We start from the raw sequence: 16,770 nt of genomic DNA on the forward strand, positions 1-16,770 counted from the left end.
GCCTCTTTGCGAACGTCCGCCTTGGCCGGCAATTTTCCATGCCGCCCGGGCCTGAATCCCCCATTCCTTTCTCGAACGGATGGTTTTCGGTCCTCGCCTACAGACTGTCGGCGGCAACGTTCTGTTGCCTCGTCTGGGCCGCCGTCGCGCTGCTTGTGTTTTATGTGAGCGTATAGGGTCGCCGGGCTCGCGTCGGTCCGGTTGGACCGGCGTTGGGCAAGCCGGCGGACAGGCAAGGTCGGGCGCGAGGTTCGCCGTCCGGCGAGATGCAGTTCGTCAGCGCCAGACAAGAAAAACGGCACCGGATCAGAGGATCGTCGGTGCCGTTGCTGTTTTCGATGGCCGCATGTGCATTGCCCCGCCGATGGCGGCAGAGGCCTGCATCAATAGTAGTACTTCTGGCGGAACTTGCCGGCGTCGACTTCGCGCTGGCGGCGTTCCAGGTCGACCATGTCGGTGGCTTGGCTGATATAGGCCATTTCCGGGTCGTAGGTCCGGAAGTCGTGCACGGCTTTGCGCAACTTCTTGATCGGTCCGAACATTTTCTCATTCCCTTGTTTCATCATTCATCGACAGGGCAAAGATAAGCGCGTCGGACCCGATCCGGTAGCGTCAATGTTGCAATGCAAAACAGCGAAAATTGCATACCGCACTATTTCCGCATTGCGTTTACGGAATATCAATCAGTCTCTGACGCGCGAGCTTCGATGAACCCCGTGCGGGGCGGGTCAGAAGAGTTCCGGCCTCCGGCGCCTGAGCGCCTCGACAAGGATCAGCGTCTTCATGTCGGTAATCTCGCCGGCGTCGGCATGGTCGCCAAGATCGCGAAGGCGCATTTCGACGATTTCGAGGTCTTCATCGTGGTCGAGGGCGCCTGAGGCGATGCCGGCGTCCGGATCGATCGTCACCTCGCACAGGTAAAGCCAGATGCGCTCGGTCAGGCTGCTGGCCGAAGAATAGGCGGCGACCACGAAGTCCAGATGGCCGGCCTTGAGCCCGACTTCCTCGCCGACCTCGCGCCGGGCCGCGTCTTCCGGCGTTTCGCCGGCATCGATGAGGCCGGCCGGCACCTCGATCAGCACACCCTGTCCCTCGGCGAAGAACTTGCCGGCGCGCAGCTGCCGGACGAGGACGGTGGTGCGCCGCGTGGTGTCGTAGACGAGCACGGCCGCCGCGTGGCCATGGTCGAGGACCTCCCGGGTGATGTGCCGCTGCTCGCCGTCGGCCGAATATTGCAACTGGAGAACGTCGAGACGATTCCAGCCGGAATGGATCCTTCTGCTGGAAGCAATGCTGACGTCAGTCAAATGTGTGCTGTCATTGGGAGATCGGGACATGAAACCGCCGTATCGGGAAGGGGATGGCCAAGGTAGCAGGTCAGTTTGGGGTGTCTATTGTTATGCCAAAGAACGATTTTATACTGAGTTATATTACTTACGCCGAAGTGAAATTCGGCATTTCATTAAAAGTGTCATTATCGCGGGAAATGTTTTGTTCACGATTGCACGCGTAATATCCATCAATAAATGCGTGTGTTCTTTGCAGTCTAGTTGCCGCACGGGAACTCTTCGCGCAAGGAGCACCAAGGCTTGGGAGGTGACGATGTATCTCTATCGATGCGTCTACTATAGCCGCAATGCGATTAAGAAACTCGGCCTCCCGGTCAGCGCCGAAATCAAATCGATTTTGGCGGCCGGCGCACGCAACAATCCCGCCGCCGGACTGACGGGCGCCCTCGTCTTCAACGAGCAGTACTTCGCCCAGGTCATCGAGGGGGACCGGCACAATGTGTCCAGGTTGCTCTGGCGCATTGCCGCGGACCCGCGTCAGGAGGACATGGTGATCATGAGCGCGGACAGCATCCGCGGACGGTCCTTCGACGACTGGTCCATGGGCTATGTCGGTCATTCGGAGGAAATGGAGACGCTCTATCTCAAATACGGCATCGCCATCGGCTTCGATCCGGGCCGCATGGGCCCGGAAAGCCTGACCGGCCTGGTGCAGGAGCTGGTGATGCTCGGCGGCCACGGCGTGCACCATCATGCGATGGCCGCAAGCCCGGCAACGGCGTGAGGGAAGGAACGACGAAATGCCCAGCGAGGCGAAGGAGGCCTGTGGTTCATGTACCTGACACGGTTCACCTTCTACAGCGAAAACGCTGTCAAGAACTCGAACATCAGTTCGGCTGACCATATCAAGAACATTCTGGTCACGTGCAGCCGGAACACGCTGGCCTCGGGTCTTTCCGGCGCGCTCATCTTCAACGACCGCCATTTCGTCCAGGTGATGGAGGGCGAGCGGAGCATGCTCACCCGCAGCGTATTGAACATTATCAAGGATGAGCGCAGCCGCGACGTCGTCCTGGTGAAGGCGGCACCGATCTCAGTGCGCCGCTTTCCCGGCTGGACCGTGGGATATGCGGGCCATACCGAGAAGCTCGACGCGATCTACCTGAAACACGGCGTGACCGCCGGCCTCGATCCGACGCGCATGAGCGCCACCAGCATCGAAGACCTCATCGCTGACATGATGACCGTCAAGAGCCCCTTCATCCTGCGCAACAAGGGTGGTTCACCCCATCCGGCTCCCCCTCAGCCGGCTTCGACCGAGCCGCAGGAAGTCATCCACATCAAGGCCAACGTCCCGCCCCCCAAGCAGCCGACCCTCGCATCGGTCGTCGGCTGGGGCAGCTGACGGGCCGCAAGCGGTCCGCCTACAGGCGGTCCAGGAGCGCAAAGAAGGTCATTGCCGCGACCTGTGTCGGCAAACGCAGGAGCTTGCCGCCCGGAAACGGCGGGCAGGGCAGGCGCGAGAAAGCATCGAAGCCCTCCGAAAGCCCCGCCATCGCCTCGGCGGCAAGATGCCCGGCGAAGGGCGCCATCATCACCCCCTGGCCCGAGAAACCCGCCGTGACGAAGACATTCGGCTTCGGGCGCGCCAGATAGGGCAGGCGGTTGACCGTGATCCCCAGCGTTCCGCCCCAGGCATGGGTGATGCCGGTCTCCTTCAGCTGCGGATAGATCTTCAGCATGTGCCGGCGCACGAAGGCCTTGATATCGGCAGGAAACGTCGTGCCGAAGGTTTCGCCGCCGCCGAAGAGCAGCCGGCGGTCGGGCGTCATTCGCCAGTAGTAGACGACATTGCGCGTGTCGGCCGCCGCCTCGTTGCCGGGGATGAGGTCCAAGCCCTCGGGCAGAGGTTCCGTCGCGAGGACAAAATTGTTGAGCGGCAGGATGCGCGATTCCAGATCGGCATCGAGGCTGTTGAGGTAACCGTTTCCGGCCATCAGCAGCAGATCGGCCGTGACCGAGCCGCCCTTCGTCTTCAGGCGGACCTTGTCGCCATGATCGATGCTGAGAACGCGGCTCTGTTCATGCAGGATGGCGCCAGCCTGGACGGCGGCGCGCGCGAGGCCGAGGGCATATTTCAGCGGATGAAGATGCCCGCCGGTCGGGTCGACGAGACCGCCGAAATAGGCATCGGTTCCAAGCTTTGCAGCAATCTGCGCGGCATCGAGCGGCTGATAGGGACCAAGGCCCCATTTCTTGGTGAGATGCTCCCCGTGGCGATAGACGTGGTCGAGATCTCGCTTGCGGTGCACCGCCTCGATCAGGCCGTCGCAAAGGTCGCAGTCGATGTCATGCCGGGCGATCAACTCGCGCTGGTGCTCGCGGGCAAAGTCGGCAAGGCGCAAGAGTTCGCGCGCGGCGTCCTCGCCGAGCCGTTCCGCCATCCAGTCCGGATCGCGGCGCTGGCCGGGGTGAATCTGGCCGCCGTTGCGGCCGGATGCGCCCCAGCCGATCTTGTTGGCTTCCAGAAGGACGACCTTGCGCCCGCGCTCGGCAAGCCGCAGCGCCGCGCCGAGACCGGCAAATCCGCCGCCGATGATCGCGACATCAGCCGCAACGTCGCCGATAAGCGGCGGATGCGAGGGGATGGCGCCGGCAGATGCGGCGTACCAGGAGGGCGCGTGATCCGCGCCCCCGAACTCAGGCATCAGTCCCATCGTCGTCAGCCCATCAGGCCCTGACGCAGGAGTTCCTCGTGGGTGTCGTCGAGGGTCTTGGTGGCGAGCCGGATCAACTCGTCGATTTCCTCGTGGCTGATGACCAGCGGCGGCGAGAGGATCATGCTGTCGCGAACCGCGCGCATGATGAGCCCGTTCTTGAACGAGAAATCGCGGCAGATCGTGCCGATCTTGCCGGCCTCGCCCGCAAAGCGGCGACGCTCCGGTTTGGCCGGCACCAGCTCCAGTGCGCCCATCATGCCGACCATGCGCGCCTCGCCGACCAGCGGATGGTTGGCGAGCAGGGCCCACTTCTTCTGGAGATAGGGGCCGGTATCGTTGGCGACGCGTTCGATGATCTTCTCGTCGCGCAGGATCTTGAGGTTGGCGATCGCCGCCGCGCAGGCGACCGGGTGGCCCGAATAGGTGAAGCCATGGTTGAAATCGCCGGTCTGGTTGATGATGACATCGGCGACCCTGTCGCCCACCATCACGCCGCCGATCGGCAGATAGCCGGAGGAGAGCCCCTTGGCGATCGGCATCAGGTCCGGCTCGATGCCGAAATACTCGGACCCAAACCAGCGCCCGAGGCGCCCGAAGCCGGTGATCACCTCGTCGGCGACGAGCAGGATGTTGCGCTCCTTGCAGATGCGCTGGATTTCCGGCCAGTAGGTCGCGGGCGGAACGATGACGCCGCCGGCGCCCTGCACCGGCTCGGCGATGAAGGCCGCCACATTGTCCTCGCCGATCTCGTCGATCGCCTGTTCCAGGGCGCGCGCGGTCTGAAGGCCGAACTCCTCCGGCGAGAGCTCGCCGCCCTCGTCAAACCAGTAGGGCTGGGCAATATGGTGGATGCCGGGGATCGGCAGCCCGCCCTGCGCATGCATCGGCGCCATGCCGCCAAGGCTGGCGCCAGCCATGGTCGAGCCGTGATAGGCGTTCTTGCGCGCGATGACGACGAATTTTTCCGGTTTCTCCAGCGTCTTCCAGTAGGTGCGCACCATGCGCAGCATGGTGTCGTTGGACTCCGAGCCCGAGCCCGTGAAGAACACGTGGTTGAATGACGGCGGCGCCAGTTCGGCGAGCATGCGCGACAGCTCGATCACCGGCGGGTGGGTCGTCTTGAAAAAGGTGTTGTAGTAGGAGAGCTCGGCCATCTGTGCCTGCACGGCCTCGGCGATCTCGGGCCGGCCATGGCCAATGTTCACGCACCACAGCCCTGCCATGCCGTCGAGGATGCGCTTGCCGTTGCTGTCTTCCAGCCAGCAGCCCTTGCCCTTGACGATGATGCGCGAGCCCTCGGCATTGAGCGCCTTCATGTCGGAGAAGGGGTGCATGTGATGCGCCGCATCCAGCGCCTGCAGCGGGCCGGTGGGGTAGGTGTTGGAGACGTTCATCGTGGCGTGTCCCGAGTTGTATGCTCTCAAAGGCAAAGGGCAGAGGGTCTGATCTTCGTTGTCAAAGGGCACATGAATGAAAGAACAGTGTCCGTGGCTGATCGGCAGCGAGTTTGATCATATTGCTGGATCCCCTTCCCCTCGGCGCTGCCGCGCCTCGGCCGGGGATGACACGGAACGAGAAGGACGGCCCAGGCCAAGCTGACCGGCCATCTGAGTAGCAAAGGTCGCGTGAGGGCAGCTTCCCGACATCTGCCCTGCGGACTGGTGTCATCCCCGGCCGAGGCGCGGCAGCGCCGAGGGGAAGGGGATCCAGCCGACTGCGACGCGGTGCTACCATGGATCCAATTGTTTCCATTCCGGATTTCCCGCCTCGATGAGCCTGATCTTCCAAGATCGATTCCATCTCTTCAGTTGCTTTTCTCTGGCGATGGCATCGGCAACTTCGCCGAACGCTTCAAAGTGGACGAGGCGGTCGACACCGTAACGCTTGGTGAATCCGTCGACAGCTCTGCTCCTGTGTTGATCGACTCGTCTTTGCAGGTCGCTTGTCAGCCCCACATAGAGAGTCCCGTCCTTTCGATTAGCCAGAATGTAGACCCAATAGGTTCTCGACATTGGCACCCAATCGACGCGGCCCCATCAGACACTCAGCAGCAGATACTCCCGCTCCCAGGACGAGATGACCCGCATGAAGGTCTCGTATTCCGTCTGCTTGATCGCGCGGTAGGTATGGACGAAGGACTTGCCGAAGATGTCGACCAGTTCGTCCGTTTCCTCGAAGAGCGCCACCGCCTCCAGGAGGCCGCGCGGCAGAGAGTGCGGCAGGCCGCGCGCCGAGCCGTCGATCGGGTCTTCCGGCGTCAGGCCGTTCTCGATGCCGAGATAGCCGCAGGCGAGCGAGGCGGCCATGGCGAGATAGGGATTGGAGTCGGAGGAGGGGACGCGGTTTTCCACGCGCCGCGCCTGCGCTCCCGAATTCGGCACGCGGATGCCCACGGTGCGGTTGTCGTAGCCCCAGTGCACATTGATGGGGGCGGCCGTGTTGCGGGCAAGGCGCCGGTAGGAGTTCACATAGGGCGCCAGCATGCACATCACCGCGGGCAGATACTTCTGCTGCCCGGCGATGAAGGAGAAGAAGGCCGGCGACGGGTTGCCTTCCTCGTCGGAGAAGATGTTCTTGCCCGTCTCCGAATCCACGATCGACTGATGCACGTGCATGGCCGAGCCCGGCTCGCGTGACATCGGCTTTGCCATGAATGTTGCATACATTTTGTGATTGAGCGCGGCCTCGCGGATCGTGCGCTTCAGGAGGAAGACCTGGTCGGCGAGTTGCACCGGATCGCCATGGCGCAGGTTGATCTCCATCTGCGCCGCGCCTTCCTCGTGGATCAGCGTATCGATCTCCAGCCCCTGGGCTTCCGAGAAGTCGTAGATGTCGTCGAAGAGGTCGTCGAACTCGTTGACCGCCTGGATCGAATAGGACTGGCGGCCGGACTCCGGCCTGCCCGAGCGCCCGACCGGCGGCTCCAGCGGATAGTCCGGATCGGGATTGGGCTTGACCAGATAGAACTCCATCTCCGGCGCGACGATCGGCGTCCAGCCGTTGCGCTCGTAGAGATTGAGGATGCGTTTCAGAAGCTGTCGCGGCGCGATCTCGATCGGCCGTCCGTCGCGGGTATAGGCGTCGTGGATGAGCTGCGCCGTCGGATCGGACGCCCACGGCACGATGGAGAGGGTCGAATAGTCCGGCCGCAGCATGATGTCGCCGTCGGTCGGGTCATACTGGAAGTCGTCGTCCTCGGCGGGAAGCTCGCCCGTGATCGTCTGCGCGAAAAGCGAGGCCGGCAGCGACATGACGGGGCCGGAAAAGAACTTGTCCGTCGGCATCAGCTTGCCGCGCGCAACGCCCGCCTGATCCGGCACGACGCATTCGATGTCCTCGATATTGCGGGCCGCCAGCCAGGCCTTGGCTTCTTCCAGAGTGTCGACGCCGCGCAGGCTGTCGACCGCAGCAGCCCCGCCCTCGGTGTTGGTTTCGGAGGCTATCTTCTGCTGGCGGACGGATTTTCTGCTCATGGAGGGGCTCGTTTCCCGGGGTTCTTTCTTGGCCAGTCACGACGCGGGCCTGTTGCCCGGCGATCATGGCGCGTCATTTGTGATCACAAATCTGCCGAATGTCAAACCGCGTCCGGCAGGGGGCCTTGCTCGTCCGCTCCGATGCTCTCGCCGATCAGCCGCATGCCTTCGGCAATGTCGAGGCGGATCGCCATGTGCAGTCCGTTCGCATCGTTGCGGGCGATGGCGTCGACGGCCAGCTTGTGATGGTCGACGAGCGCCGCGGTACCGACCCGTCCGTAGACCATGCGCATGAATGGCCCGAACTGCAACCAGAGGCTCTTGATCAGGGGCTCAAGCACGTCCGACCGGGCGGCGTCGTAGATGGCGAAATGGAAGGCGTGGTTGAGCCGCATGTAGCCGGCGACATCGCCATTGCCGAGGCTCGCGTCGATCCGGTCATCGATCGACTGAAGTCTTCGCACGTCATTTCGGGTGAGGTGGGGGAGGGCAAGGACCGCGACTTCCGGTTCCAGCAGCGAGCGGGCCTTGAGGATTTCCGAGAATTTCTCCGGCGTCATCCGGGGGACCGTGATCCGGCCGCTGGACGAGATTTCCAGCGCCTTTTCGGCGGCAAGGCCTCGGATCGCCTCCCGAACCGGCATCGGGCTGGTGCCGAGTTCCTCGGCAAGTCCGCGCAGGGTCATCGGCCGGCCGGGCTGGATGGCGCCGGTGATGAGGGCTTCGCGTAGCGCCAGGCTGATCTTGTCGCGCGCATTGGGCCGAAGCGGGCCGGCCAGCGTCGCGCCGTCGTCCGGGGATCGGTCCGCCCCGTCCTGCGCCGTCCGCTCCTGCTCCGCGATATCCTGCCGCGCTGTCATGCTGTGATCGATCCGCAAAAGAAGATTGCCGGTGCGAATTATTTGTGATCACATACCTCGCGTAATTTCAAGGGGAGTTCATCTTGAGATGGCCTGAGGCGCAGCAAGGCGCGCGGACCGTGGCGGCCAGGACGCCAGGACTTGACCGGAATGACGGTCCCGGCGGACGGCCACGGAGAGTTGGCGCGAGCGACCGCACAGGGGAGGCCGCATGGGCCGCGCCCTGACCGACAACCCTCTCGACGACGAGGTGACGCGCTTCCTGAGAGCGCATCCCGATGTCGAGGGTGTCGAATATCTGCTGTCCGATCTCAATGGTGTCGCGCGCGGCAAGTGGGGCCCGCCCCAAAGCCTTGCGAAGGCGGCGACAGTCGGCCTGAACTTCCCGCTGTCCGTCTTCGGCCTCGATGTCTGGGGCCGGGAGGTTCCCGATATCGGATTGCATGTGGAGACCGGCGACCGCGACGGATACTGCCCTCTGGCGCCGGGAACGCTGCGTCTCGTGCCCTGGGCGCGACGTCCGACGGCGCAGGCGATCCTGACCATGCTGACCGAGGGCGGGCGGCCTTTCGAGGGCGACCCGCGCCAGCAGTTGCGGTTCGCCGTGGACCGACTCGCCAGGCTTGGCCTCAAGGCCGTCGCGGCCTTCGAGCTGGAGTTCTACCTGCTCGACCCGAATGCCGCATCGCCGCCCGATGGCGGGCTCGCCAGTGTCTTCTCGGGCGTTGGCGGTCCAGCGCGCGAGAATGTCTACGGGCTTTCCGACCTTGCCGCCTACAATGATCTCTTCACCGAAATCAGGACCGCCGGCATGGCGCAGGGCCTGCCGGTGGACACCATCGTGTCGGAAGGCGCGCCCGGCCAGTTCGAGGTCAATCTCAAGCACCGCGGCGATGCATTTGCTGCTGCCGACGATGCCATCATGCTGCGGCGCCTGATCGTCGAGACGGCGCGCCGCCATGGCCTCAAGGCCACCTTCATGGCCAAGCCCTTCATGGACCGGAACGGCAACGGCATGCATGTCCACGTGTCGCTGCTCGACAGGGAAGGGCGCAATATCTTTGCCGCGGCGGGCGACGGCGAGCGGCGGCTCGGCCGTTCGGTGGCGGGGCTCGTCGAGGCGATGGTCGCCTCCACGCTGCTGTTCATCCCGACATGGAACGGCTTTCGGCGATTGCAGCCCGGTTCCTACGCGCCGACCCGTGCCTCCTGGGGCCACAACAACCGTTCCGTTGCGGTTCGTGTGCCGGCGTCCGAGCCTCACGCCCGGCGGGTGGAGCATCGTCTCGCCGGCGCGGATGCCAATCCCTATCTCGTGCTCGCCGCTGTCCTCAATGCCATGGCTGACGGTCTGGAGCGCGAGGCCAATCCGCCGCCGCCGGTCGACCTCAACGCCTACGAGGCACCCGTGCCGGCGCTGCCCGCGACCATGGACGAGGCGATCCGTCATTTCGAGCGGTCCGATTTCGTCCGCAAAGCCTTCGGCGTCGAGTTCCGAAAGCTCTTCGCCACGGTCAAGCGGGCGGAAATGCAGGCCTTCCTGGAGGAGATTTCGCCGTTGGAGCGCTCGACGTTCCTTTGACGAAAGGATCGCCGCGTCGTTCAAAAAAATCGCTCGGGGGGGATTGAAAGATGCCCCCTTAATCGTGCCTATTGAATGGGCATCTCCGGTTGGGAGCCTGATCTTTCGCGGCATGGCTGCGGGTGGACGCAGTGACAGGAGATATCGCGGACGATCATGGTCTGGCACACTCGGGCGCGGGGCTCGCCTTGACGGGAACGTGCCTGAATTGCGGTGATCGGAGAGTCATGTTTTTGGCAGGGGCCCGGACCGGCTTTTGCGGAAGCTGCGGCTGGGCAAAAACGAAGGACGGCAATCGCATCCCCCCGCGAGTTGCCGAAGAAAAGAGGTGAACAGGCATGCGTCTTCCCCTGAAATCAGCACTTCTGATGGGCGTCGGAGCCCTGATGGGCGCAACCCTCCTTGCGTCCGCCGCGACGGCGGCCGACAAGGTCGTCAACGTCTACAACTGGTCGGACTATATCGGCGAGGACACGATCGCCAACTTCGAGAAGGAAACCGGCATCAAGGTCGTCTACGACGTCTTCGATTCCAACGAGGTCCTGGAGACCAAGCTGCTGGCCGGCGGCACGGGCTATGACGTCGTGGTGCCGACGGGCACCTTCCTCGCCCGCCAGATCCAGGCCGGCGTCTTCCAGAAGCTCGACATGTCCAAGCTGCCGAATGCCAAGCATCAGTGGCCGCAGATTTCCGATCGCCTGAAGAAATACGATCCGACCGGCGAATATGCCGAAAACTACATGTGGGGCACCACCGGCATCGGCTACAACGTCGGCAAGATCAAGGAGATCATGCCCGACGCGCCGGTCAACAGCCTGGCGATGATCTTCGATCCGGAACTCGCCAAGAAGTTTTCCGCTTGCGGCATCATGATGCTCGATGCGCCCGAGGAGACCATCCCGGCGGCGCTCGCCTATCTCGGCAAGGATCCGGATTCGCATGAAACGGCCGACGTCGAGGCCGCTGGCGAGGCGCTGAAGGCGATCCGTCCCTATATCCAGAAGTTCAATTCGTCCGAATACATCAACGCGCTCGCCAACGGCGACATCTGCCTGGCGCTGGGCTGGTCCGGCGACGTCCTCCAGGCCCGCGACCGCGCGGCCGAGGCGAACAACGGTGTCGAGGTCAACTACTCGATCCCGAAGGAAGGCGCGCTGATGTGGTTCGACAACATGGCGGTTCCGGCCGATGCCCCTCATCCGGAAGAGGCCATGGCCTTCATCAACTACATGATGGACCCGAAGGTCGCCGCGGCGAATTCCAACTACGTCTTCTATGCCAACGGCAGCCTCGACTCGCAGGAGTTTGTCGACAAGGAGGTTCTCGACGACCCGGCGATCTACCCCGACGAGGCAACGCTGGACAAGCTCTACACGACGTCGCCTTGGGATCCGAAGTCGCAGCGGGTGCTGACCCGCACATGGACCGCCGTGAAAACCGGTTCCTGATCTGAACAGCAACGACGCCCGGAACCGAAATTCCGGGCGTCGGCATTTCCGGGGCGGGAGAGGGACGGCCGCAACGCTGGCCGGCATTTCCCGGGAAGAACGCAGTCGAGGGGCAGATGTCGAAGACACTTGGACCGGTGAAGAGATCCTTTGCGCCGTGGAACGATCCGGGAGCAAAGCCGTACATCCACTATCGCGGCATCACCAAGCGCTTCGGGGACTTCGTCGCCGTCGACAATCTCGACCTCAAGATCTACGAGCGCGAGTTTTTCGCCCTTCTCGGCCCGTCCGGCTGCGGCAAGACCACTCTCATGCGGATGCTGGCCGGCTTCGAGGACCCGACCGAAGGCCAGATCACGCTGGATGGTCAGGATCTCGCCGGCATCCCGCCCTATCGCCGCTCCACCAACATGATGTTCCAGTCCTATGCGCTGTTTCCTCATATGGACGTGACGCAGAACATCGCCTTCGGTCTGAAGCAGGACAAGCTGCCCAAGGGCGAGATCGAGGCCCGGGTGCAGGAGATGCTCAAGCTCGTCAAGCTGGAGCCCTTCGCCAAGCGCAAGCCGCATCAGATGTCGGGCGGCCAGCGCCAGCGCGTCGCGCTCGCCCGCTCGCTCGCCAAGCGTCCCAAGGTGCTGCTGCTGGACGAGCCGCTCGGCGCCCTCGACAAGAAGCTGCGCGAGGAAACCCAGTTCGAATTGACCGACATCCAGTATGAACTCGGTCTCACCTTCGTCATCGTCACCCATGACCAGGAAGAGGCGATGACCCTTGCCGACCGGATCGCGGTCATGGACAAGGGACGGATCAAGCAGGTGGCGACGCCGGCAGAGATCTACGAGGAACCCAACACCCGCTACGTCGCCGACTTCATCGGCAATATCAATATTCTCAACGCCGGCGTCGAACGCACGGAGCCTGGGCTCACGCGGCTCGCGGCACAGGGGCTCGGCACGGCGATCGAGGTCGAACGCGATTGCCCGGCCGCCGTCGGCGACAGCGTCTTCTTTGCCATCAGACCCGAAAAGATGCGTCTGTCCCTCGATGCGCCGCCTGTCACGGATGTCAACGCCCTCCAGGGCGAGATCTGGGACATCGGCTATCTTGGCGATGTGTCGATCTACCACGTCAAGCTGGACAATGGCGCCGTCGTCAAGGCCACCATGACCAACGTTTCGCGTGTCGTGGAGCGCCCGATCACCTGGCATGACAAGGTCTGGCTCACCTGGTCGCGCGATGCCGGCCTTGTGCTGACATCCTGACAAGGGAGGCGCCGATGTCATCCGCCGATACCCCCAAGGGCGCGCCGAGCCGCTACAGCAAGTATCTCGTCGTCGCCGTTCCCTATGTCTGGCTGCTCGTTTTTTTCCTGGCGCCGTTCCTGATCATCTTCAAGATGTCGTTTTCGACGACGGCAATCGCGATGCCGCCGTATACCCCGGCCTTTGACGGCTTCACCGGCTTCTGGGCGAAGATCGGCCAACTGAGCTTCGACAACTACAGCTGGCTCCTGAGCGACGATCTCTACATCCGCGCCTATCTGTCGAGCCTGAGGATCGCCGTCGTCTCGACGGTTATCCTTCTGCTGATCGGCTATCCGGTCGCCTACGCCATGGCCCGGGCGCCGTCGACGATCCGGCCGACGCTGCTCATGATGATGATCCTGCCCTTCTGGACCTCCTTCCTCATCCGCGTCTACGCCTGGATCGGGATCCTGAAGCCGGAGGGACTGCTGACTGTCGCCCTGCAATGGCTCCACATCTTCGGCCCCGATGAGCAGGTCCGCATCTTCAACACCGAATGGGCGGTCTACATCGGCATCGTCTATTCCTATCTGCCCTTCATGGTGCTGCCGCTCTATTCGGCGCTCGAAAAGCTCGACGGCACCTTGCTCGAGGCGGCCCAGGATCTCGGTTGCCGGCCGATCAAGACCTTCTGGGTCATCACCTTTCCGCTGTCGATGCCCGGCGTGATCGCGGGCTCCTTCCTCTGCTTCATTCCGATCATGGGCGAATTCGTCATTCCCGATCTGCTCGGCGGGTCCGGAACGCTGATGATCGGCCGGACGCTCTGGGTGGAGTTCTTCTCCAACCGCGACTGGCCGCTGTCGGCCGCCGTGGCGGTCATCCTCCTGTTGATCCTTGTGGTCCCGATCGTTCTCTTCCAGAACCACGTCGCCAAGTCGCAGGAGGCCGGCCGATGAACTCCCGTCTGTCGTGGTTCAACACCACGTCCCTTACCTTCGGCTTCGCCTTTCTCTATCTGCCGATCATTCTGCTCATCATCTTCTCCTTCAACGAGTCGAAGCTCGTCACCGTCTGGGCCGGCTTTTCGACCAAATGGTATGTGGAGATGTGGAACAACCAGGGGCTCATGGACGCGGCCTGGGTCACGGTCCGCATCGGCCTCCTGTCGGCCACCTGCGCCACCGTCCTCGGAACGCTGGGGGCTCTGGCGCTCAACCGCTTCACGCGCTTTCCGGGCCGGACCCTCTTTTCCGGCATGATCTACGCGCCGCTCGTCATGCCGGACGTCATCACCGGCCTGTCGCTGCTGCTGCTCTTCGTCGCCATGGATTTCGCTCGCGGCTTCTGGACGGTGCTGATCGCCCACATCACCTTCTCGCTCTGCTACGTGGCCGTCGTGGTGCAGTCGCGCCTCGTCACCTTCGACCGGTCCATGGAGGAGGCGGCGCAGGATCTCGGCTGCCCGCCGGTGAAGACCTTCTTCCAGATCACCCTGCCGCTCATCCTGCCGGCGGTGGTGGCGGGCTGGATGCTGGCGCTAACCCTCTCGCTCGACGATCTGGTGATCTCCAGCTTCGCGTCGGGACCGGGGGCGACGACGCTGCCGATGAAAATCTACAGCCAGGTGCGCCTCGGCGTGACGCCGGAGATCAACGCCATCTCCACGATCCTCGTCGGGATCGTCACATTGGGCGTCATCCTGACGTCGATCATGACCAAGCGCGCCGAGGTGGAGCGTCAGCGGGCGGAACGTCTGGCCGCGGCAACGCCCTGAAGAAAGGCGTCCCGAAGGGTGAATCGGCAAATCGGGTGGCGGAATGCTTCGGGATAGCGATCATGCGGCATCCGAAGAGTGAGCGAGACAGTCGATGACCCTCGAATTCCTTCTGACGTCCCTCGTGATCGTCATCGCGCCCGGCACGGGCGTGCTCTATACGCTCGCCGCGGGTCTCTCCCGCGGCGCCCGGATCAGCGTGGTCGCGGCCTTCGCCTGCACCCTCGGGATCGTGCCGCACATGGTCGCGGCGGTGACCGGGCTGGCCGCGCTGCTTCACACCAGCGCACTGGCCTTCCAGTCGCTGAAGATCGTCGGCGTCCTCTACCTGCTCTATCTCGCCTGGTCGATGATCCGCGAGCGCGGCGCGCTGGTGATTGACGAGCAGCCGCCGCGCAAATCCGCCGGCGACATCATTGTCACCGGCATTCTGGTCAACGTGCTGAACCCGAAGCTCTCGATCTTCTTCTTTGCCTTTCTGCCCCAGTTCATCAGTCCGCAGGAACCGCACGCCCTCGCAGCGATGCTGGAGATGAGTGCCGTCTTCATGGCGATGACCTTCGTCGTCTTCGTCGGCTACGGTGTCTTCGCGGCCTGGATCAGGACCTGGCTCATGTCCCGTCCGCGCATTCTCACCTGGATGAACCGGTGCTTTGCCGGCGTTTTCGTGCTGCTCGGCGTCAAGCTCGCGCTCGCCGACCGCTGAATGGCGCACCGCTGCGTTGCGGCAGGTTGGTTGTCACCACGCGGCAGGCCTCCTTCGCCCGAGGTGTGGCGTGCGGGAGACTGACAATCCTGCTGCAATGCACTAAGACTGGTCCTGACCTGCCGGCAGCACCGGCCCGTTCGGGAACAAACATTTGGTCATCGATTTTCGGCCCATCTTTTTCGTTGTTGGCGTCCTGACGTCCACCTTCGGCCCGCTGCTGCTGCTCTGCGCCCTGGTGGATCTCGCCGCGCAAAACCCCGACTGGCAGACCTTCGTCATCGCCGCCATGCTGGTCATGGGTTGTGGCAGCCTGCTTGCGACGGCCAACTGGGGCGCGCCGCTGCAGCTCTCGCTGCGCCAGGGCTTCATGCTGACCGTCATGTCATGGCTCTTTCTCAGCCTTGTCGGCTCGCTGCCCTTCTATTTCTCGCACTACGGCTTTTCCTTCGCCGACGCCTTCTTCGAATCGGTCTCGGGCATCACGACGACGGGTGCGAGCATCATCGACGACATCGACGGCCTCGCGCCGGGCCTCCTGATGTGGCGGGCGCTGCTCAACTGGGTCGGCGGCCTCGGCGTGATCGCGATGGGCATCGTGCTGCTGCCGTTCCTGCGGATTTCAGGCATGCAGCTTTTCAAGATGGAAAGCTCCGACGTCGGCAACAAGGCGACTGCCCGCATCGTCGACATGGTTCGCCAGATCGCCATCCTCTACCTCAGCATCACCGCGCTCAGCGTGCTGCTGCTCCTGCTTGGCGGCGTCAACTTCTTCGACGCCGTGGTCCACTCCTTCGCGGCAATCGCCACCGGCGGCTTCTCCTCGCACACGGCTTCCGTAGGCTGGTTCCAGAGCACCTATGTCGAGATGGTGCTGGCGGTCGTGATGCTGCTCGGCGGCCTGACCTTCACCAACATGCTGCAGATCTTCCACGGCCGTCCCGGCCTGTTCCTCCGCGACGAACAGACGATCTTCTTCCTGAAGATGATCGGCATCATCGTGCTGTCGATCGCGCTCTGGCGCATCATCGCTGATCCCGGCGAGGAGCCGATCCGGATCATCTGGTCGACGATCTTCAACGTCATCTCGGTCATCACGACGACGGGCTTTGCCAGCGAGGACTACACCCGCTGGGGGCCGTTCCCCGAGACGATGTTCATGATGATCACGCTCTTCGGCGGCTGTACCGGGTCGACGGCCGGCGGCATCAAGGCCTTCCGCCTGCTGATGATGCTGCGCATGATGCGCGGACAGTTGCTGACCCGCATCCAGCCGCGCCGCGTCGTGCGCGTGACCTACAACGAGCGCGTCGTCGAGGATGAAATCCTGCGATCCATCGGCGCTTTTGTCTTCATGACGCTGATGGCGGTCGGCGTCTTCACGCTGGTGGTCTCGGCGACGGGGATCGACTTCGTCACGTCCTTCTCGGCGGTCGCCCAGGCGGTGGCCAACGTCGGCCCCGGCATCGGACCGATCGTCGGGCCGTCCGGCAACTATTCCTCCCTGCCGGACCTTGCCAAATGGGTCCTGAGCTTCTGCATGCTGCTCGGGCGTCTCGAAATCATCGTGGTGGTGGTCGTGCTGTCGCCGGCCTACTGGGATCGGTAAGCCGGCGAAAACGCGTCATGTTCCTGTGGGCGCGCGAGCCGACCCGAGGGCGCTTGCCC

At 63.4% G+C, this 16,770-nt stretch carries 16 protein-coding genes; 9 read left to right on the forward strand and 7 right to left on the reverse strand.

Annotation, left to right across the window (positions count from 1 at the left end):
- Positions 1-383: 383 nt before the first annotated feature.
- Positions 384-542, reverse strand: a complete 159-nt coding sequence (locus HDIA_RS04640; protein WP_099554815.1) for a DUF3563 family protein — start codon at positions 540-542, stop codon at positions 384-386.
- A 186-nt stretch (positions 543-728) separates the two neighbouring features.
- On the reverse strand, positions 729-1,307 hold the full coding sequence (locus HDIA_RS04645) for an NUDIX domain-containing protein (protein ID WP_157775301.1): 579 nt from the start codon (positions 1,305-1,307) through the stop codon (positions 729-731).
- 295 nt (positions 1,308-1,602) lie between these two features.
- Here HDIA_RS04645 and HDIA_RS25155 point away from each other — a divergent pair, with 295 nt between their 5' ends.
- Complete coding sequence (locus HDIA_RS25155; RefSeq protein ID WP_157775303.1) at positions 1,603-2,073, forward strand: BLUF domain-containing protein; 471 nt, start codon at positions 1,603-1,605, stop codon at positions 2,071-2,073.
- 48 nt (positions 2,074-2,121) lie between these two features.
- On the forward strand, positions 2,122-2,694 hold the full coding sequence (locus HDIA_RS04655; protein WP_099554819.1) for a BLUF domain-containing protein: 573 nt from the start codon (positions 2,122-2,124) through the stop codon (positions 2,692-2,694).
- A gap of 19 nt (positions 2,695-2,713) precedes the next feature.
- On the opposite strand, the gene HDIA_RS04660 is transcribed toward HDIA_RS04655, so the two are convergent.
- The 5 genes from HDIA_RS04660 to HDIA_RS04680 all read right to left on the reverse strand — a co-directional run bounded on the left by HDIA_RS04660 (position 2,714) and on the right by HDIA_RS04680 (position 8,342).
- A complete protein-coding gene (locus HDIA_RS04660; RefSeq protein ID WP_099558706.1) occupies positions 2,714-3,997 on the reverse strand; it encodes an NAD(P)/FAD-dependent oxidoreductase in 1,284 nt (427 codons plus the stop codon).
- A gap of 14 nt (positions 3,998-4,011) precedes the next feature.
- Positions 4,012-5,403 (reverse strand): aspartate aminotransferase family protein, encoded by a 1,392-nt coding sequence (locus HDIA_RS04665; RefSeq protein ID WP_099554821.1) that lies wholly within the window; start codon positions 5,401-5,403, stop codon positions 4,012-4,014.
- Between the two features lie 333 nt (positions 5,404-5,736).
- Positions 5,737-6,021 (reverse strand): GIY-YIG nuclease family protein, encoded by a 285-nt coding sequence (locus HDIA_RS04670; protein ID WP_099554823.1) that lies wholly within the window; start codon positions 6,019-6,021, stop codon positions 5,737-5,739.
- Positions 6,022-6,045: 24 nt separating this feature from the next.
- On the reverse strand, positions 6,046-7,482 hold the full coding sequence (locus HDIA_RS04675) for a glutamine synthetase family protein (RefSeq protein WP_099554825.1): 1,437 nt from the start codon (positions 7,480-7,482) through the stop codon (positions 6,046-6,048).
- Between the two features lie 101 nt (positions 7,483-7,583).
- Entirely contained in the window at positions 7,584-8,342 is a 759-nt protein-coding gene (locus HDIA_RS04680) for a GntR family transcriptional regulator (protein WP_099554827.1), read from the reverse strand.
- 211 nt (positions 8,343-8,553) lie between these two features.
- On the opposite strand from HDIA_RS04680, the gene HDIA_RS04685 reads away from it, so the two are divergent.
- The 7 genes from HDIA_RS04685 (at position 8,554) to HDIA_RS04715 (ending at position 16,711) form a co-directional block, all read left to right on the forward strand.
- Positions 8,554-9,924: a glutamine synthetase family protein gene (locus HDIA_RS04685; protein WP_099554829.1), complete on the forward strand. Its 1,371-nt coding sequence runs from the start codon at positions 8,554-8,556 to the stop codon at positions 9,922-9,924.
- Positions 9,925-10,262: 338 nt separating this feature from the next.
- Entirely contained in the window at positions 10,263-11,372 is a 1,110-nt protein-coding gene (locus HDIA_RS04690; RefSeq protein ID WP_099554830.1) for a polyamine ABC transporter substrate-binding protein, read from the forward strand.
- Positions 11,373-11,488: 116 nt separating this feature from the next.
- Positions 11,489-12,637, forward strand: a complete 1,149-nt coding sequence (locus HDIA_RS04695) for an ABC transporter ATP-binding protein (protein WP_099554833.1) — start codon at positions 11,489-11,491, stop codon at positions 12,635-12,637.
- A gap of 14 nt (positions 12,638-12,651) precedes the next feature.
- The gene (locus HDIA_RS04700) at positions 12,652-13,578 is read left to right on the forward strand and encodes an ABC transporter permease subunit (RefSeq protein ID WP_099554835.1); all 927 of its coding nucleotides are present in this window, start codon (positions 12,652-12,654) and stop codon (positions 13,576-13,578) included.
- Positions 13,575-14,396, forward strand: a complete 822-nt coding sequence (locus tag HDIA_RS04705) for an ABC transporter permease (RefSeq protein WP_099554836.1) — start codon at positions 13,575-13,577, stop codon at positions 14,394-14,396. Before HDIA_RS04700 ends, HDIA_RS04705 begins: the two co-directional genes overlap by 4 nt.
- Positions 14,397-14,490: 94 nt before the next feature.
- Positions 14,491-15,102 (forward strand): LysE family translocator, encoded by a 612-nt coding sequence (locus HDIA_RS04710; protein ID WP_099554838.1) that lies wholly within the window; start codon positions 14,491-14,493, stop codon positions 15,100-15,102.
- A 154-nt stretch (positions 15,103-15,256) separates the two neighbouring features.
- A complete protein-coding gene (locus HDIA_RS04715; protein WP_099554840.1) occupies positions 15,257-16,711 on the forward strand; it encodes a TrkH family potassium uptake protein in 1,455 nt (484 codons plus the stop codon).
- The last annotated feature ends 59 nt before the right edge of the window (positions 16,712-16,770 follow it).

This window comes from Hartmannibacter diazotrophicus, from assembly GCF_900231165.1.
In the GTDB taxonomy this organism is placed as follows: domain Bacteria; phylum Pseudomonadota; class Alphaproteobacteria; order Rhizobiales; family Pleomorphomonadaceae; genus Hartmannibacter; species Hartmannibacter diazotrophicus.